The 16,981-nt window shown below is 69.3% G+C and carries 14 protein-coding genes; 7 read left to right on the top strand and 7 right to left on the bottom strand.

The features are described 5' to 3' along the window. Positions 1–15: 15 nt before the first annotated feature. Positions 16–1,368 carry an MdtA/MuxA family multidrug efflux RND transporter periplasmic adaptor subunit gene (locus ABVN73_RS20990; RefSeq protein WP_353861149.1) on the bottom strand — a complete coding sequence of 451 codons (1,353 nt, stop codon included), beginning with the start codon at positions 1,366–1,368 and terminating at the stop codon, positions 16–18. Between the two features lie 236 nt (positions 1,369–1,604). On the opposite strand from ABVN73_RS20990, the gene ABVN73_RS20985 reads away from it, so the two are divergent. Beyond that, entirely contained in the window at positions 1,605–2,219 is a 615-nt protein-coding gene (locus ABVN73_RS20985; RefSeq protein WP_353861148.1) for an MliC family protein, read from the top strand. A gap of 18 nt (positions 2,220–2,237) precedes the next feature. On the opposite strand, the gene ABVN73_RS20980 is transcribed toward ABVN73_RS20985, so the two are convergent. Further along, a complete protein-coding gene (locus ABVN73_RS20980) occupies positions 2,238–2,810 on the bottom strand; it encodes a HutD family protein (RefSeq protein ID WP_353861147.1) in 573 nt (190 codons plus the stop codon). A 90-nt stretch (positions 2,811–2,900) separates the two neighbouring features. Next, on the bottom strand, positions 2,901–4,940 hold the full coding sequence (locus ABVN73_RS20975) for a M3 family metallopeptidase (protein ID WP_353861146.1): 2,040 nt from the start codon (positions 4,938–4,940) through the stop codon (positions 2,901–2,903). Between the two features lie 629 nt (positions 4,941–5,569). Between ABVN73_RS20975 and proV the strand changes: the two genes are divergently transcribed. Genes proV through ABVN73_RS20960 form a run of 3 tightly spaced genes read left to right on the top strand, consistent with a single transcriptional unit; the run spans position 5,570 to position 8,645 of the window. Continuing rightward, a complete protein-coding gene (gene proV / locus ABVN73_RS20970) occupies positions 5,570–6,766 on the top strand; it encodes a glycine betaine/L-proline ABC transporter ATP-binding protein ProV (protein ID WP_353861145.1) in 1,197 nt (398 codons plus the stop codon). Between the two features lie 2 nt (positions 6,767–6,768). Further along, positions 6,769–7,707, top strand: a complete 939-nt coding sequence (locus ABVN73_RS20965; protein ID WP_353861144.1) for a proline/glycine betaine ABC transporter permease — start codon at positions 6,769–6,771, stop codon at positions 7,705–7,707. Between the two features lie 41 nt (positions 7,708–7,748). Beyond that, positions 7,749–8,645: a glycine betaine ABC transporter substrate-binding protein gene (locus ABVN73_RS20960; RefSeq protein WP_353861143.1), complete on the top strand. Its 897-nt coding sequence runs from the start codon at positions 7,749–7,751 to the stop codon at positions 8,643–8,645. A gap of 25 nt (positions 8,646–8,670) precedes the next feature. Here ABVN73_RS20960 and ABVN73_RS20955 read toward each other — a convergent pair whose 3' ends face one another. The 3 genes from ABVN73_RS20955 to ABVN73_RS20945 all read right to left on the bottom strand — a co-directional run bounded on the left by ABVN73_RS20955 (position 8,671) and on the right by ABVN73_RS20945 (position 13,410). After that, positions 8,671–12,003, bottom strand: a complete 3,333-nt coding sequence (locus ABVN73_RS20955; protein ID WP_353861142.1) for a PAS domain S-box protein — start codon at positions 12,001–12,003, stop codon at positions 8,671–8,673. Between the two features lie 12 nt (positions 12,004–12,015). Next, positions 12,016–13,083 (bottom strand): HD domain-containing phosphohydrolase, encoded by a 1,068-nt coding sequence (locus ABVN73_RS20950; RefSeq protein WP_353861141.1) that lies wholly within the window; start codon positions 13,081–13,083, stop codon positions 12,016–12,018. Between the two features lie 156 nt (positions 13,084–13,239). Then, on the bottom strand, positions 13,240–13,410 hold the full coding sequence (locus ABVN73_RS20945) for a hypothetical protein (protein WP_353861140.1): 171 nt from the start codon (positions 13,408–13,410) through the stop codon (positions 13,240–13,242). A 442-nt stretch (positions 13,411–13,852) separates the two neighbouring features. Here ABVN73_RS20945 and ABVN73_RS20940 point away from each other — a divergent pair, with 442 nt between their 5' ends. The 3 genes from ABVN73_RS20940 to ABVN73_RS20930 all read left to right on the top strand — a co-directional run bounded on the left by ABVN73_RS20940 (position 13,853) and on the right by ABVN73_RS20930 (position 15,713). Then, on the top strand, positions 13,853–14,533 hold the full coding sequence (locus ABVN73_RS20940) for a lysozyme inhibitor LprI family protein (RefSeq protein ID WP_353861139.1): 681 nt from the start codon (positions 13,853–13,855) through the stop codon (positions 14,531–14,533). Between the two features lie 190 nt (positions 14,534–14,723). Next, positions 14,724–15,143, top strand: a complete 420-nt coding sequence (locus tag ABVN73_RS20935; RefSeq protein ID WP_109068709.1) for an organic hydroperoxide resistance protein — start codon at positions 14,724–14,726, stop codon at positions 15,141–15,143. Positions 15,144–15,257: 114 nt separating this feature from the next. Further along, entirely contained in the window at positions 15,258–15,713 is a 456-nt protein-coding gene (locus ABVN73_RS20930; protein ID WP_353861138.1) for a MarR family transcriptional regulator, read from the top strand. A gap of 20 nt (positions 15,714–15,733) precedes the next feature. Here ABVN73_RS20930 and ABVN73_RS20925 read toward each other — a convergent pair whose 3' ends face one another. After that, positions 15,734–16,981, bottom strand: coding sequence for a plasmid replication protein (locus tag ABVN73_RS20925; protein ID WP_353861137.1), 1,248 nt, complete (start codon positions 16,979–16,981; stop codon positions 15,734–15,736).

Genomic DNA, 16,981 nt, shown 5'->3' with positions numbered 1-16,981 from the left:
CGGCAGGGACGCGCGTTACGACGCGTTGCGCTGGGGGCGGTGCTGCGGGCGCGGCCCCTCGCTGGACGGGGTGGGAGCCGCCGACGGGGCCGAGCCGTCGGTCGCCGCCACCTTGGCGCCCTCGCGCAGCCGGTCGGCGCCCTGGATCACCACCGTCTCGCCGGGCTGCACCCCCTGGGTGATGACGGTCTTCGCCCCGTCGCTGGCGCCCAGCGTCACCGGGCGGACCGAGGCCGTGCTGTCCTCGCCGTTCACCACATAGACGTAGGTGCCGGGCGCCCCGCGCTGCACCGCCGCCACCGGCACCATCGGGACGCCGGCCAGCGTGTCCACCAGAAGCTGGACGTTGACGAACTGGTTGGGGAACAGCGACTGGTCGGCGTTGTCGAACTGGGCGCGCAGCTTCACCGTGCCGGTGGTCACGTCGATCTGGTTGTCCACCGTGGTCAGCGTCCCGGTCGCCAGCACGCGGTCGCGCGTCCGGTCATAGGCGGTCACCGGCAGGGTCGCCCCGCCGCGCAGCCGCGCCATGATCGCCGGGATGTTGTCCTCCGGCAGGGTGAACAGGACGGAGATCGGCTGCACCTGGGTGATGACGACGATGCCGCCCGCCTCGCCCGCCGTGACGTAGTTACCCGGATCGACCAGCCGCAGCCCGGCGCGCCCCGAGACGGGGGCGGTGATGCGGGTGTAGGACAGGTTCAGCTTGGCGTTCTCCACCGCCACCTGATCGGCCTTCACCGTGCCCTCATACTGCTGGACCAGTGATTCCTGGGTGTCGCGCTGCTGCTTGGCGATGGAGTCCTGCTTGACCAGCAGCCGGTAGCGCTCCAGGTCCAGCCGCGCGTTCTTCAGCAGAGCCTGGTCGCGCAGAAGCTGGGCCTCCGCCTGCTCGACGGCGAGCTGGAAGGGGCGCGGGTCCACCTCGGCCAGGAAGTCGCCCTTCTGCACGGCCTGCCCCTCGGTGAAGGCGACCTGGGTGAGCTGGCCGCCGACCTGCGGGCGCACCGTGACGGTGGCGAGCGAGGAGACGGTGCCCAGCCCGTTGAGCCGGATCGGCATGTCGCCCTTCTCGACCTTGGCGGTCACCACCGGCGCCGCGCTCGGCATGCCGGGCCGGAACCCGCCGGGGCCGCCGCGCGCCGCCATCTCCGGCGCCGGGCGGAAGGCGAACCACCAGACTCCGCCACCGATCAGCGCCAGCACGACCAGCCACGCCAGCACCCGGCCCAGGACCGAGCGGCGCCTGGGCGCGTCGGTCCGCTGGGCCTCGGGCGTCGTCCGGTCCCGGCGGGCGTCCGGCGCTGCCGTGGCGGGACTGTCCGGCCCGGGGACGGGCGGCGGTTTCAGGGGGGTGTCCAAATCCATCGGGTCCTTCATCGCCTGCGGGCGTCGTCCGGAAAGTCGCGTCGGGAGGGGTGCCGATGGCCCGGCCCTGATCCCGGCGGGACGCTATCACGGCGCCGCGCGCAGAATATGTCCAGAAGGGATTAGATTTGTAACGCTCGGTAACAGCGTCGAGGGGCGGCGAAGGCGTGTCTTCTGCCGGGGCGCGGAACGCGGCATTCTGTCCGGGCCCAGGGAAACGGAGGGGGAGAGACCCGATGCGCGCGCGTCGCAACAGAGTGTGGCTTTTCCTCGTGACGGCGGCATCGGCCGTCGGCGGCAGTGCCCTTGCCGCCGAACCCGCCGGCCCCTCCTTCTCCTGCGCGGGGGTGGAAAAGCGCAGCATCGAGCACATGGTCTGCACCGACGCCGGCCTGTCGGCGCTCGACCGCAGGCTGGCCGGGGTCTATGACGCGGCGGCCGCCAAGGCGGCGAACGAGCATCCCCCGACCCTCAAGGCGGAGCAGCGCGGGTGGATCAAGGGCCGGAACGACTGCTGGAAGGCGGACGACCGCCGGGCCTGCGTGGCGGAGCAGTACCGCCTGCGCATCGCCGCGCTTCAGGCCAGATACCGGCTGGTGCCCGCCATCGGTCCGGTCCGCTTCGCCTGCGACGGCCAGCCGGCCAACGAGCTGACCGTCACCTTCTTCGAGACCGACCCGCCGACGATGATCGCCGAGCGCGGCGACGCCGTGTCGCTGATGGTCGGGCAGCCGGCGGCGTCCGGCGCCCGCTACCGGGGCCGCAACGAGAGCTTCTGGGAGCATCAGGGCGAAGCGCGGGTGACCTGGGGCTACGGCGCTCCGGAGATGACCTGCCGGAAGGCGCCGTAGCCCCGCGTTCCGGGACCCTTACCCGCGCGCCGCGACGCGGGCGAGGACGGCGCAGGCGCCCGGCCCGGTCTCCAGCGTGGCGGCGGCGTCCAGACGGGCGGTCCAGCCCGGCGACACCCGCGCCACGCTGTCCCCGCTGCGCAGGATCACCTCGCCCTCCAGGGCATGGACCAGCGCCACGCCGCCGGCCGGGATGTCCGCAACCGTGTCGGCCGGCAGGATGTCGAGGCGGGCGTCGGCCCGCTCGCGGTCGAAAATCAGGTTGAAGTCGCGGATCGGCCCGTCCAGCAGGGCGCAGTCCACCGTGGCGTCGCCGGAGAATCGGAAGGCGGCGGCGCGGTTGGTCACGGTCGCCGGCACGCCGTCCACGGTCAGCCGCATGCCGGCGCCCTCGACCACGGCGATCAGCCGCTCGTAGCCGGTGAAGGCGGAGAAGGGACCGGCCTCCGCCACGTCGGCGATGCTGACCCGCCACAGGAAGCGGCCGGCGGCGCCGGGCAACTCCTGGAGGGCGATTTCGGTGGTCGTCCCGCCGCCGTTCTTCCAGGGCATGCGGCGGTAGCGGGCGGGGTCGAGAAGAGAAACAGCCATCAGAATCCTCACAGGGCGGGGAAGGGCGTCCGGCCCGGTCCCCCGTCCCTTGTCCTCGTCAATGGGTCTGCGGCGCCGATGGGCGGTGCGTCAGGCGTCCCCGAGCGATTGGGTCAGGCCCCGGTGCTTGAGAAGCGCCTCGATGCGCGGCTCGCGTCCGCGGAAGGCGGTGTAGAGCTCCATCGGGTCGCGGGTGTCGCCCGACGAATAGATCGTCTTCAGCTTCGCCGCAAGGTCCGGGTCGAAGGGGTTTCCCGTCTCCAGGAACGCCTCGAACCCGTCGGCGTCGAGCACCTCGGCCCACAGATAGGCGTAATAGCCGGCGGCGTAGCCGCTGCCGGCGAACAGGTGCTGGAAGTGGGTCGGGCGGTGGCGCACGGCGATCTCCGCCGGCATGCCGATCTTGTCCAGCACCGACCGCTCGAAGGCGGCCACGTCGGTGTCGGCGGCGTCGCCGCGGGTGTGGAACTCCAGATCGAGCAGCGCCGCCGCGGTGTACTCCACCGTGCCGAAGCCCTGGTTGAAGTTGCGGGCGGCGAGCAGGCGGCGCAGCAGGTCCTGCGGAATCGGCTCCCCGGTCTGGTGATGGCGGGCGTAGGTGGACAGCGTTTCCGGAACCGCCAGCCAGTGCTCGTAGATCTGGGAGGGCAGCTCCACGAAGTCGCGGCGCACCGAGGTGCCGGACTGGCTCGGGTAGCGGACGTTGCTGAGGCAGCCGTGCAGGAAATGGCCGAACTCGTGGAACAGCGTCTCGGCGTCGTCGAAGCTGAGCAGCGTCGGCTCGCCCTTCGAGAAGTTGTTGTTGTTGACGATGATCGGCGACACCGCCCCGTCGAAGTTCTCCTGGTCGCGGTAGCTGCTCATCCAGGCGCCGGAGCGCTTGGACGGCCGGGCGAAGTTGTCGTGCAGGAAAATGCCGACATGGCGTCCGTCCTTCTCCGTCACCTCGTAGACGCGGACGTCCGGGTGATAGACGGGCAGGTCGGGGCGCTCGGTGAAGGTCAGCCCGAACAGGCGCCCGGCGGTGTCGAAGGCCGCGCGCACCATGTTCTCCAGCACGAAGTAGGGCTTCACCTCCGCTTCGTCGATGTCGTACTTGGCCTGCCGCACCTTCTCCGCGTAGTAGCGCCAGTCCCAGGGGGCGATCGGCTCGTTCACGCCCTCCGCCCGGGCGCAGTCCTGAAGCTCCGCGCGCTCGGCGGCGGCCTTCTCCTTGGCCGGTCCCCAGACCTGCAGCAGCAGCCGCTCGACGGCGGAGGTGTCCTTCGCCATGCTGTCGTCCAGCTTGAAGTCGGCGTAGCTGGCGTAGCCCATCAGCTTGGCCTGCTCGGTGCGCAGCGCGACGATCTCCCGGATCAGCGGGCGGTTGTCGTGCTCGCCCTCATGCTCGCCGCGGCGGATCCAGGCCTCGTAGGCCACCTGCCGCAGGTCGCGGCGGGCCGAGAAGGTCAGGAACGGCTCCACCGAGGAGCGGGCGAGCGTGATGACGTACTTGCCCTCCTGCCCGCGCTCCTTGGCGGCCTGGGCGGCGGCGTTGCGCGCGAAGTCCGGCAGGCCGGCGAGGTCGCTCTCCTCCAGCACGAGCTGCCAGTCCTTCTCGTCGTGCAGCACGTTCTGGCCGAACAGCGTGTGCAGGGTCGCCAGCCGCTCGGTGATCGCGGTCATCCGCGCCTTGGCGTCCGCCGGCAGCAGCGCGCCGCTGCGCACGAATCCCAGATGCTGGCGCTCCAGAAGACGCAGCTGGTCGGGGGCGAGGCCCAGCGTGTCGCGCCGCTCGTACAGGTCGGCGACGCGGGCGAACAGCGCCGGGTCCAGCGCGATGCGCATGGAGTGCTGGGCGAATTTCGGCGCGTAGTCGCGGGCGATGGTCTCCAGCGCGTCGGTGGTGTTGCTGGAGTTCAGGTTCCAGAACACGCCGCCGACCCGGTTCAGGAAGCGCCCGCTGCGCTCCATCGCCTCGATGGTGTTGGCGAAGGTGGGGGCGTCGGGGTTTCCGGTGATCGCCGCGATCTCCGCGATGTTCTCCGCCATGCCATGGTCGAAGGCGGGCGGAAAATGCTCGGCCTGGATGCGGTCGAAGGGCGGCAGGCCGAAGGGCGTGGTCCAGGTTTCGAAGAACGGGTTGCTCATCAGGGCCCCTTGCTGACCGGAGACGGAAGACAGTCTGACATGGTGCCGCAACCGCTCCTTCGCCACAACACGCCGGTCGCCGCGGGACGCATGCCGGAGCGGCGAAAACGGAAGGAACCGCGGCGCGGTTTTAGGATAATAAGCCTTCAAATCCACGCTTGAACGACATTGATCCGGTGCCATATCCAACCGAGACATAAAAAGGCTTCAAATCTCTCCTAAAGTTTGTTAGCCTCTTGTCAGTGGCGGCCAGGAATTGTCCTCTTGAACGCGCTTCAGGAGCGCCATTCCGTGTGCGCATTTCCCTACAAACCCAGTCTGATTCAGAGGTGAAATCGGTATGCATGCATAGATAGACCTGTTTTCTTGTTCATATGGCCTTCAATTTCATGAGTCTTCGCTGTTTTTGCGTTTTCTCATGTAACTTTACTTTCCCTGTGGTTGGCGGGAGGCAGTCGCGACGCGGCTGTCAAAATTGTTGGCGTGCGGACGAAAGTCCTTGCCTTGCGTGCCTCTCCACCCCGGCACGCCCCTGCTTCCCCCTGCTTCCAATGAAGGCTGCAAGACGGACCGGTCCCGTTCGGGCTCCGGAACCACACGCATTTTGCCAAGAGCGGAGGCATCAGCGGATGACCGCGAAAATTGCCGTAAACGGCGTCACCCGGATTTTCGGGCGCCACCCACGTCAGGCGCTCGACCTGCTGAAGGCGGGTCTTTCCAAGGAAGAGATCTTTAAAAGGACCGGCCAGACCGTCGGCGTCCTCGACGCCAGTTTCGAGGTCGAGGCCGGCGAAATCTTCGTCATCATGGGCCTGTCGGGCTCCGGCAAATCGACGCTGGTCCGCATGCTCAACCGGCTGATCGACCCGACCGCGGGCGAGATCCGGATCGACGGCCGGGACATCACCAAGCTGTCGCGCGCCGAGCTGACCGAGCTGCGGCGGCGCGACCTGGGCATGGTGTTCCAGTCCTTCGCCCTGCTGCCGCACCTGCGGGTGTGGGAGAACGCCGCCTTCGGGCTGGAGATCGCCGGGGAAAGCCTGAAGGCGCGGCGCGACAAGGCGCAGCAGGCGCTGGACGCGGTCGGCCTCGGCGCCTACGCGGAGAGCTACCCGCGGGAGCTGTCGGGCGGCATGCAGCAGCGCGTCGGCCTGGCCCGCGCGCTCGCCAACGAGCCGTCCGTCCTGCTGATGGACGAGGCCTTCTCGGCCCTCGACCCGCTGATCCGGACGGAGATGCAGGACGAGCTGCTGCGCCTCCAGGCCGAACGGCAGCGCACCATCGTCTTCATCAGCCATGATCTGGACGAGGCGATCCGCATCGGCGACCGTCTGGCCATTATGGAGGGCGGCCAGATCATCCAGGTCGGGCGCCCGGACGAGATCCTGAAGCAACCGGCCAACGACTACGTCCGCTCCTTCTTCCGCAACATCGACGTCACCAAGATCCTGACGGCGGGCGACATCGCCCGGCGCGACCAGGTGACGCTGATCCGCCACACCGGCGAGGGCCCGCGCGCCGCCGTCCGCCAGCTGCGCGAGCGCGACCGTGAGTTCGGCTATGTCCAGGACGGCCGCCGCCGCTTCCAGGGCGTGGTGTCGGTGGAGACGCTGGTCACCGCCATCGAGCGGCACAACGGCTCCGCCACGCTGGACGAGGCGCTGCTTCCGGGCATCGAGCCGCTTCCCGTCGACCTGCCGATGGACGAGGTTCTGCCGCGCATCGCGTCGGCCCCGTGCCCGCTGCCGGTGGTGGACGGGCAGGGCGCCTATGTCGGGGCGATCTCCAAGACCGCCTATCTGGAAACCCTTGGACGGACGCGCTGACCATGGACTTCAAGCTTCCCATCGGCGATTGGGCCGACGCCGCCGTGCTGTTCCTCCTGGACCACGCGCAATGGCTGTTCGACGGCATCGACCTCGTGGTCGGCGCGGTCGCCGACGGCGTCCAGGCCGCCCTGACCTCGCTGCCCGGCGTGGCGCTGGCCGCCATCGTGGTGCTGATCGGGCTGTGGCGGAACGGCTGGCGCTTCGCGCTGTTCGCGGCGGCCTCGCTGCTGGTCGTCGCCGGGCTGGGCATGTGGCACCAGACGGTGGACACGCTGGCCCTGGTGCTGACGGCGACCGCCATCGCCCTGACCATCGGCGTCCCGCTGGGCATCGTCGCCGCGCGCAACGACCGGGTGGAAACGGTGGTGCGCCCGGCGCTCGACCTGATGCAGACCATGCCGGCCTTCGTCTACCTGATCCCGGCGGCCATGCTGTTCGGTCTGGGCCGCGTGCCGGGGATCATCGCGACGATCATCTTCGCCATGCCGCCGGTCGTCCGCCTGACCAGCCTGGGCATCCGCCAAGTCCCGCACGAGCTGGTCGAGGCCGGTCTCGCCTTCGGCTGCACGCCGCGCCAGCTCCTGTTCAAAGTGCAGATGCCGACCGCGCTGCCGTCGATCATGGCGGGAATCAACCAGACGATCATGCTGTCGCTGTCGATGGTCGTCATCGCCTCGATGATCGGGGCGGGCGGCGTCGGCAACGAGGTGCTGCGCGGCATCCAGCGGCTCGACATCGGCCTCGGCGTCGAGGGCGGGCTGGCCGTGGTGATCCTGGCGATCCTGCTCGACCGCATCACCCAGAGTTTCGGAACCCCGGACGCGGGGGGACGCTCCCCCCGGTCCGCCTTGCGCTCCCTGCTGAGCCGCCGCCGCGCGGCGCAGCCGAAGGACGACGCGCAGCTGTCTCCCACGCACGGAGTCACGGAAGCGGGATGAACCGCCATCCCCAAAACCATACAAAACAAAGGATTTTCCGCATGAGACGCACGTTTCTGAAGATGATGGCCCTCGGCGTCGCCGCCGTGATCGGCAGCACCGCCCTGTCCTCCGCCAGCCTGGCTGCCGAGGACAAGAAGCCGGTCCGCATCGGCTGGACCGCCTGGTCCGACGCCGAGGCGGTGACCAAGCTCGCCCAGCGCCTCATCCAGGAACGGCTGGATCAGCCGGTCGAGCTGGTGCTGGCCGACATCGGCCTGCAGTATCAGGGGCTCGCCAAGGGCGACCTCGACTTCATGATGATGTCCTGGCTGCCGACCACCCACGCCTCCTACCTGGACAAGGTGGGCAAGGACATCGTGCCGCTGGGCATGCTCTACACCCGCGCCCGCCTCGGCTGGGCCGTGCCGGACTATGTGCCGGAGGATCAGGTGAAGACGATCGCCGACCTCGCCAAGCCGGAGATCCGCGAGAAGCTGAAGGGCAAGATCCAGGGCATCGACCCCGGTTCGGGCCTGATGCAGGCGTCGGAAAAGGCGCTGAAGGACTACGGCCTGAATGACTATGAGCTGGTGTCGGCCAGCGGTGCGGCGATGACCGCCGCGCTCGGCCGCGCGGAGCGGCGCGAGGACTGGATCGCCGTCACCGCCTGGAGCCCGCACTGGATGTTCGCCAAGTGGAAGCTGCGCTACCTGGAGGACCCGAAGGGCTCGCTGGGCGGGCTGGAGCGCGTCCACGTCATGGCCCGCAAGAACTTCTACCAGGAGCACCCCAAGGTCGCCGAGTTCCTGACCCGGATGTACCTGCCGCTGGAGGATCTGGAGAAGATCATGCTGGAGGCCGACGACAGCTCCTACGACAAGGCGATCGACAATTACATCGCCAACAACAAGCAGCGCGTGGACTATTGGGTGACCGGCGAGATGCCGGCCTCCTGACGGGCCCAAGCCCCCTGTCCGAGCCTCACGACGGCACGGACAGGGGTTCGGGCAGGGGTTCGGACAGGGCTTCCACGCTGTCCTTCAGCACGCCCTCCAGGCTTCCCGCCAGGGCCAGGGCCTCGTCGGGCGGTGCCTTTTCCAGCGCCAGCGCGAGGTCGCCCAGCCGCTTCGCCCCCACGTTCCAGGACAGTCCCTTCAACGTGTGGGCGGCGCGGCGGTGCTCCTCGCCGCTGGCCAGGGCGGCGCTGATCCGCGCCACCTGTTCCCGTGCGGTGCGGGAAAAGCCTTGAACGGCCTCGGACCAGCACTCCGGACCGAGCGCTTCGGCCACGCTGTCCATCTGCTCGCGGTCCAGCAGATCCGCGGTTGGGGTGGTTTCCGGAGCCGCCTCGGCGACCGGCTTGGGAGCGGGGCCGCCGACGGCCGCGCGGAGCGCCGCATCGAGCGCCGCCGGACGCAGCGGCTTCGGCACGAACCCGTCCATGCCCGCCGCCATGCATTCGGGAAGCGAACTGCCCGAGGCGTGGGCGGTCAGCGCGATCACCGGAACGCCGCTGCGCGGCGCCGGCAGGGCGCGGATCAGGCGGGTGGCGGTCAGCCCGTCCATCCCCGGCATCTGGATGTCCATCAGGACCACGTCGAAGGGCTCCTCCGACCGCTCCACGGTCCGCACCGCCTCGTCCCCATCGACGGCGGTGACCACGCTGTGCCCGCCGCGCACCAGCAGCCCGCGGACGATGTCCCGGTTGACCGCGTTGTCGTCCACCGCCAGGACCCGCAAGGGGGGCAGGGGGGCGGCCGGCGGGGCCTCCGCGGCGGGGCGCAGCGCCGCCGGATCGCCCGGCGCGCAGGCGACCGAGACCTGGAACAGGCTTCCCTTGCCCGGCGCGCTGGTGACGGAGATCATGCCGCCGAGCAGCCCGCACAACTCCTTGCAGATCGCCAGCCCCAGACCGGTGCCGCCATAGCGGCGGGTGATCGAGCTGTCGGCCTGGGTGAAGCGGTCGAACAGCGACGGGAGGGACTCCGCGGCGATGCCGATGCCGCTGTCCTCCACCTCGAACTCCAGAAGGAAACGCCCGTCCGGCAGGTCGGCGCCGCGGCGGGCGCGCACGGCCACATGGCCGGCGCTGGTGAACTTCACCGCGTTGCCGACCAGATTGAACAGGATCTGCCGCAGGCGGGCCGGATCGGTGACCACCGCCTCCGGCACGGTGGGCAGCATGTGGCAGGTCAGGGTCAGCCCCTTGTCCGCGGCCGAGGGCTGGAACACCGCCATCACCGCCTCCGCGAGGTCGCCGGGCGCGCAGGTCTCCTCCTCGATGGCGATGCGACCGGCCTCCAGCTTGGAGAAGTCCAGGATGTCGTCGAGCAGCCGCAGCAGGCTTTCCGCCGAACGGCGGGCGACGCCGGCCAGACGCCGCTCCTCCGCATCCAGCCCTTCGCCGTCCAGCAGGGTCAGCGTGCCCAGCACGCCGTTCATCGGCGTGCGGATCTCGTGGCTGATGGTCGCCAGGAACTCGCTCTTCATCCGGTTGGCGTGCTCGGCGCTGTCGCGGGCGCGGCGGAGGTCGGCCTCGATCTGCTTGGCCTTGGACAGGTCGTGGAAGACGCCGATGAAATGCTCGCGCCCGCCGGCGCGCCAGCTCGACAGGGCGATCTCGGTGGGGACCAGCCGGCCGTCGGCGCGCTGGACCGGAACCTCGCGGATCACGCCGCTCGGGCTGCCGCGGCCGCTGGCCTGGTAATCCCGGAACAGGCGGTCGTGGTTGACGGCGTGCCCGTCCGGCATCAGGGCGCTGACGTTGCGCCCGATCATCTCCGCTTCGCGGTAGCCGAAAAGCGCTTCCGCCGCCGGGTTGAACCCGGTGATCACGGCGTTCTGGTCCGTCACCACGATGGGCTGGCCGACCGCGGCGAACATGGCGCGGTAGCGCCCCTCGCTGTCGGTCAGCGACCGTTCCGCCCGCCGCCGCTCCGTCACGTCGGAGCCGGAGCCGCGGTAGCCCGCGAAGGCGCCCTGGTCGTCGAAGACCGGCTTGCCGCTGAGCGACCAGATGCGGGTGTCGCCGTCCGGTCCGTGCACCGCGAATTCGAAATCGCGGAAGGGCTGCCGGTCCTCCAGGGTCCGGCGCTGCTTCTCCCAATGGACGTCGTCGCCGGGCTCGCGCAGGGCGATCTCCTCGCAGCGCCGGCCGCGGTACAGCTCCGGGTCGCGGATCGATCCGGCATAGGCGCCGGAGACGCCGGCGAAGCACAGGTCGGCGTCCATCTCCCAGAACCAGTCGGAGGCCGTCTCGGCGATGTCGCGCAGCTTCGTCTTGCTGGCGCGCAGATGCCGGGCCGTCTCGTCCAGCGTGGCGTGGGAGCGTTCCTGGGCGCGGCTCTGCAGCGTCACCAGCGTGGCCAGGACGAACAGCAGGGCGGTGGTCAGGCCCGCCCCGACGGTGTAGGCACGCTGCCGCGCCCAGGTCTCCGCCATGAACTCCGCCTCGCCGAAGCCCGCGCTGACGATCAGCGGGTAATTCTGAAGGCTTCGGAAGCTGGTCAGGCGGGCCACCCCGTCGACGGGACTGACCGAACGCAGGAAGCCTTGTGTTTTCGCCTCCGCCTCCTGCAGGATCGGCGATTTGCCGAGGTCCAATCCAATGATGCGGTTGTCCATGACGCTGCGCGCGCGCAGGATGCCGTCGCGGCCGATGATGGAGATGACGCCGTCATCGCCCACATTCAGATTGTCGAAGGTCCGCCCGAAGTAGAAGGGGTCCAGCGAGGCGACGATCATCCCGCCGAACCCGCCGTCCGGGGCGGTGACCTTGCGGCTGAGCTGGATCGACCATTTGCCCGACGCCCGCCCGAAGACGGGACGGCTGATGAACAGCCCGTCGACCGTTCCTTCCTTGTGCACGCGGAAATGCTCGCGGTCGGCCAGGTTGACCCGGGCCGGGGCGTTGTCCACGCTGGTCTGGATCAGGTCGCCCTTGCCGTCCGCGTAGGCGAGCTGGAGCAGCAGGTCCGAATCCAGCGTGGCGTTCCGCATCACGTCGCGCAACAGCGGGCTCTGGCTGCCCAGCCGGTACAGGTCGTAGCCGATGAAGGACAGGATGCGGTCGGTGCCGGCGATGGCCCGGGTGGTCTGTTCCGCGATGATGTGCGCCAGGTTGCCGGTGTCGCGCTCGGCCCGCTGGAGCGCGTCGCGCTGGTCGCGCTCCGTCAGGTAGAAGGCCGCGGTCCAGGCTGCCGCGATCAGCAGAAGCGCGGCCATCCACACCCCGGAGACCAGCGCCCTGGAGCGGAACGCGTAGGCCCGGTGACCGTGTTCGGGCAGGGAAAGGGCAGCGGGGGTGTCCGGCATCGCGGCCTCCGCCTAGCGGAACGCGGCGCAGTCCGCCCCGGTGAAATCCGGGTCGGGATGGGCGTCGTGAATGGCGAGGACCGACGTCCAGGCGCGCAGGAAGGCGTCGACGCAGACCGGGTCGAAATGGGTGCCGCTGTGCTCGACGATGTAGGCCTTCGCGGTGTCGAGCGGCCAGGGCGTCTTGTAGGGGCGGGCGGTGGTCAGGGCGTCGAAGACGTCGGCGATGGCGACGATGCGGCAGGCCAGCGGAATCTCCTCCCCCCGCAGACCCTTGGGATAGCCGGTGCCGTCGTACTTCTCGTGATGGCCCAGCGCGATCTCCGCCGCCTCGCAGATGAGGGGATGCTCGCTTCCCTGCAGCACGGCGTGGCCGATCACCGGATGCTCGCGCATCACCTGCATTTCGCTGTCGGTCAGCCGGCCGGGCTTCAGCAGGATGGCGTCGGGAATGCCGATCTTGCCGATGTCGTGCATCGGCGCGGCCTCGGCCAGCCGGGCGCAGTCGTCCGGGTCGAGCCCGAGGCTTTCGGCGATGACGCGCGAATAGCTCGCCATCCGCTCGATGTGCAGGCCGGTTTCCGGGTCGCGGTATTCGGCGGCGCGTGCGAGGCGGGCCACCAGCTCCTGCGCCTGCTGGCGGAGTTGGGCCGTCGCCTCCTCCACCCGGCTGCGCAGCACGGCGGCCTGGTCGCGCATCATCCGCTGGCCCAGCCGCAGGCGCAGAAGGTTCTGCGCCCGGGCGAGCAGCTCGGGAACGACGATGGGTTTGGTCAGGAAATCGGTGCAGCCGCTTTCAAGGGCGGCCACCCGCAGCTTCACCGACGTGTCGGCGGTGATCATCACCACCGGAACGTCGGCGAGATGCCGCTGGGCACGGATGCGCTCCAGCACGACCATGCCGTCGAGGTCCGGCATGACATGATCGATCAGGATCAGGTCGGGCGTGTTGACCGCCAGCCAGTCCAGAGCCTCCAGCGGACTGCCCATGCCGATGGGCTCCGCGTCGTCGATCCGCCGGATGACCGCGCTGGTGATGAACAGCGTGGAAGGATCGTCATCGACGATTACAACCTGCATTTTTACGCCCGTCCCACATCACCATTTCGGGTATCATTAGAAAATGATACACGGCAAAATCTTAACGAATCTTGCTAGAAATGGTCATAGGAGGACGAAAAAGTCGCGGCCGGACGGTCCGGCCGCGTGCAGGGAACCCGTGGTGCGGGGTGCGCCTCAGCGGGCGGCGGTCAGACCGCCGTTGGCCGGGGTGCCCGGACGGTTGAAGGCCGCAACCAGACGGCGGAACAGGCTGCGCAGGTAGGCGGCCCGCAGGGCTTCCGCCTGGCGGCGGATGTTGCGCAGTTCGGTGGACGACAGGGGGGTCGCGAAGCTATCGGCGTTCATGGCTGTCCTCATGGCGGCATCGGGGGCCGCGGTTCGATGGGAATGTCTCTGGCGGTGCCGCTCGGGCGCCGGGGTCGGCGGCTGGCCGTGGAAGGGGCCTGCGCGATGCCGGCGGAGGGGCGGTGCTGCCTGCCTGGATATAATGGCACCGCCGCCGCGAAAGCCAACGCGCCGATAACGCATGGCTTCCATTACTATGATGCAGCGCACAACTTGGAAGAAAACGGCGCATCATCTCTTGCGAACCCAAGTTATCGCAGCGCTGTTAAAAGAGTTCGTCGCAGCGCTGTGACGGCGGTGACTTCTGCAGCGCTGCGAGGCGCGGATCTCCTGCTGTTCAGGCCCGGCGGAAAGACATCGGGCCGGGCCATCCCCGGAGGATGGGTTGACCGCAATCCGCCGCCACGGCAGAGTCGGGGTCCGACCGTCGAAGGGAAACCGCATGCTCCGCCCAGCGCTGCTCGCCCTTGGCCTCCTGGCGTTGCCGACCGCCGCCGGCGCGGCGGGCTTCCCCTGCTCCAAGGCCGCAACCCCCACGGAAAAGGCGATCTGCGCCGACCCGGCGCTCTCCGCGCTGGACGAGCGGCTGGCCGCGTCCTACCGCGCCGCCCTGGAGCAACTGTCCGGCGCCAGCCCGGAGGAGGGCGCCGCCGGGACGGCCGTGAAGGCCGACCAACGGGCGTGGCTGCGCGACCGCGATTCCTGCCGCGCCGACACGGCCTGCCTGCGCCGCGCCTATGACGGGCGCGTGGCGGTTCTGTCCTTCCGCAGCGATCCGGCGGCACCCTCGTCGCCCGCCGGACGCTACGTGGGGCGCTTCGACCATGAAGGGTTCATCGGCATCGCCGCCATCGCCCTGCGCGACGGCACGGTCGCCGTCAGCGTCAGCGGCGCCGAACCCTCGGCGGGACGCTGGATATGCAATTTCTCCGGCATCGGGCGGTTGGACGACCAGGGCCGGTTGATCGTCGGCACGCCCGACGCCGAAGGGGGTGGCCTCATCCTGGTCGCCGCAGCGGACGGCGGGGTCGTCATCCCCGACCTGGAGCCCAACCGCGCCGCCAGCGGCTATTGGTGCGGTCACAACGGCAGCTTCCTCTGGGAGTACCGGCGCACGCCCTGACGCCGCGCCTTCTCAGTCCCTGCGAGAAACGTGCCGGAACGCCATTCCCGAGATGCATTGCGCGCAATTCAATTGCGCATGATAAATTACATTGCGTGCAATTCGATTTTGCGCGACAGTCCGCTTCGACAACAAGCGGCAACCCGCTTCCCCGATCGAAACGATCCATCTGTTCCAAGGAGTGAACGCAATGAAGACCCTCTACACAGCCAAGGCGACGGCCACCGGCGGACGTGACGGCAAGGCGGAGAGCGACGACGGCCTGCTGTCGGTGGCGCTGGCCGCTCCAAAGGAGCTGGGCGGCAAGGGCGGCGCCACCAACCCCGAGCAGCTGTTCGCCGCCGGCTATTCGGCCTGCTTCATCGGCGCCATGAAGTTCGTCGGCGGCCGCGACAAGATCGCCGTTCCGGCGGACGCCACCGTCACCGCCCAGGTCGGCATCGGCCCGCGCGACGACGGCGAGGGCTTCGGCCTCGCGGTGGACCTCACCGTCTCGCTGCCCGGCCTGGACAAGGCGGCGGCCGAGGATCTGGTGGCCCGCGCCCACAAGGTCTGCCCCTACAGCCACGCGACCAAGGGCAACATCGCGGTGAACACGGTCATCGCGTGACGGGCGCATAACAGGGTTTCATGCTTGCGGGCGTGTTGCGTGCCATATCCCCATGCGCTATGGGGTCGCACGCAACAGGCCCGCGACGCGTCCCTGGCTGGGAACCCCCGAACGATGAGCACCGAGAACGACAACCCGCTGCTTCTGGCCAACCAGGCCTGCTTCGCCCTGTATTCGGCGAATCTGGCGATGACGCGGGTGTACCGCCCGCTTCTGGAAGCGCTGGAACTGACCTACCCGCAGTATCTGGTGATGCTCCTTCTCTGGGAGCAGGACGGCCAGACCATGAAGGCCCTGGGGGAGCGGCTGCTGCTCGACAGCGGCACGCTGACCCCGCTGCTGAAGCGGATGGAAGGGCAGGGGCTGGTCACCCGCGGGCGCGATCCGGTGGACGAGCGGCTGGTGCGCATCCACCTGACCCCGCAGGGCACCGCCCTGCGCGAGCGGGCGACGGCGCTGCCGGAGCACATCGCCGCGGCGGCGAACTGCCCGTTGCCCGACCTCGGCGGACTGCGCGACGCCCTGCTGCGCCTGCGCGATTCGCTGAACGCCGCCGCCGACCGGGACTGAGCCCGGTCGCGGGGCTCCGCTCAGCCGGCCTCGACCATGGGCAGACGCGGCGGCTCCTCGGTCAGCCGCTTGGCGCGGCGGGCCCGGGTCTCCACCGTCGCGGCGGGGGTGACCGGCACGAAATCGGTGGGCCGGCGGTCGTCGCCGGTGATCGCCCGCATGGCCGCCACGTTGGCGCTCTCCACCGCCTGCGCCTTGCGCACCTGGGCGAGGAACTTGGCGCTGGGCAGCATCACATAGGTGATCCCCTCGATGCGGGCGCCCACCTTGTCATAAAGCTTTTCCGCGCTGGTCAGGATGCCCTCCTCGACCAGGGCATCCACCGCGGAGGTCACCGCGCGCAGCGTGTCGCGGCGGCGGCTCCACACATTCATCCCGCTGTTCTTGATGATCTCGTCGGCCGAGAGCGTCATCGCCTTGGCGCCCAGGTCACCCGGCACCTCCGCCCCCGAATAGTCGTACTCGGCGCTGAGGCGGTTGTAGAGCCAGCGGGACACCGGGCTCTTCAGCCGCATCAGCCACTGGTAGCTGACCGGCTTGAACTCCAGGTTCCGGATGGCCGAGGAGACCAGCGGGTTGAACTGCAGGTGGGTTTCCTCGTCGCCCCCCTCGTCGCCGATCAGGTCGGGGCGGGAGCGGATGGCCAGCACCGGGAAGGCCGTGGACTCCAGCAGGTTGGCCCCGCGGCCCTTCTTCACCCCCTCCGCCGGCTTGCCGATGATGATGCGCGAGCGCGCCAGGATGGTCAGCGATTCGCGGATGTCGCGGATCGACAGCGTGTGGCCGACCGCCTTCAGCTCGCGCTGGATTTCGTAGAGGGTGAAGCGCATCTGGACCTTGTCGCGGTTCTCGCCGCCCAGCGACAGGCGCGAGCGGTCCATGGCGAGGCGGCGCACCACATGCTCCACCACCTGCTCGCGCTCGGCGGGGAAGACCTCGTATTCGATCTCGGTCTGGCCGTCGGCCTGGGCGGCCCCGTCATCGCGGTTGACCTGGTCGCGGCTGACTTGCTCGCGGTTGACCATCTTGGTCAGACGGGCGGGCTGGATGGTCAGGTGGAAGGTGCTGCCGTGATAGGTGAACTCGCGCTTGATCGACGCGACGAAATTGCCCTTCGCCGGCGCGGTCTCCGCGGACCGTCCACCGTCGCGCGAGGCGAAGACGTAGCGCGGCGCCAGATCGTACAGCGCGATCAGGTGCGACTGGGAGCGGTCCTCCAGCTCGAACAGAACCAGTTGCAGCGCGCCGGGTGTCGCGATCTTGCTCAT

The sequence above is a fragment of the Azospirillum formosense genome (assembly GCF_040500525.1).
Taxonomy (GTDB): domain Bacteria; phylum Pseudomonadota; class Alphaproteobacteria; order Azospirillales; family Azospirillaceae; genus Azospirillum; species Azospirillum formosense_A.
This window is presented reverse-complemented; position numbering and strand designations above follow the sequence as displayed.

Bases quoted from the DNA above. Each gene is read 5' to 3' on its own strand.
- ABVN73_RS20985 (WP_353861148.1), top strand. From the start codon at position 1,605: ATGCGCGCGCGTCGCAACAGAGTGTGGCTTTTCCTCGTGACGGCGGCA.
- ABVN73_RS20980 (WP_353861147.1), bottom strand. From the start codon at position 2,810: ATGGCTGTTTCTCTTCTCGACCCCGCCCGCTACCGCCGCATGCCCTGG.
- ABVN73_RS20965 (WP_353861144.1), top strand. From the start codon at position 6,769: ATGGACTTCAAGCTTCCCATCGGCGATTGGGCCGACGCCGCCGTGCTG.
- ABVN73_RS20940 (WP_353861139.1), top strand. From the start codon at position 13,853: ATGCTCCGCCCAGCGCTGCTCGCCCTTGGCCTCCTGGCGTTGCCGACC.
- ABVN73_RS20990 (WP_353861149.1), bottom strand. From the start codon at position 1,368: ATGGATTTGGACACCCCCCTGAAACCGCCGCCCGTCCCCGGGCCGGAC.
- proV (WP_353861145.1), top strand. From the start codon at position 5,570: ATGACCGCGAAAATTGCCGTAAACGGCGTCACCCGGATTTTCGGGCGC.
- ABVN73_RS20945 (WP_353861140.1), bottom strand. From the start codon at position 13,410: ATGAACGCCGATAGCTTCGCGACCCCCCTGTCGTCCACCGAACTGCGC.
- ABVN73_RS20930 (WP_353861138.1), top strand. From the start codon at position 15,258: ATGAGCACCGAGAACGACAACCCGCTGCTTCTGGCCAACCAGGCCTGC.
- ABVN73_RS20935 (WP_109068709.1), top strand. From the start codon at position 14,724: ATGAAGACCCTCTACACAGCCAAGGCGACGGCCACCGGCGGACGTGAC.
- ABVN73_RS20960 (WP_353861143.1), top strand. From the start codon at position 7,749: ATGAGACGCACGTTTCTGAAGATGATGGCCCTCGGCGTCGCCGCCGTG.
- ABVN73_RS20925 (WP_353861137.1), bottom strand. From the start codon at position 16,981: ATGAGCAAGATCGCGACACCCGGCGCGCTGCAACTGGTTCTGTTCGAG.
- ABVN73_RS20975 (WP_353861146.1), bottom strand. From the start codon at position 4,940: ATGAGCAACCCGTTCTTCGAAACCTGGACCACGCCCTTCGGCCTGCCG.
- ABVN73_RS20955 (WP_353861142.1), bottom strand. From the start codon at position 12,003: ATGCCGGACACCCCCGCTGCCCTTTCCCTGCCCGAACACGGTCACCGG.
- ABVN73_RS20950 (WP_353861141.1), bottom strand. From the start codon at position 13,083: ATGCAGGTTGTAATCGTCGATGACGATCCTTCCACGCTGTTCATCACC.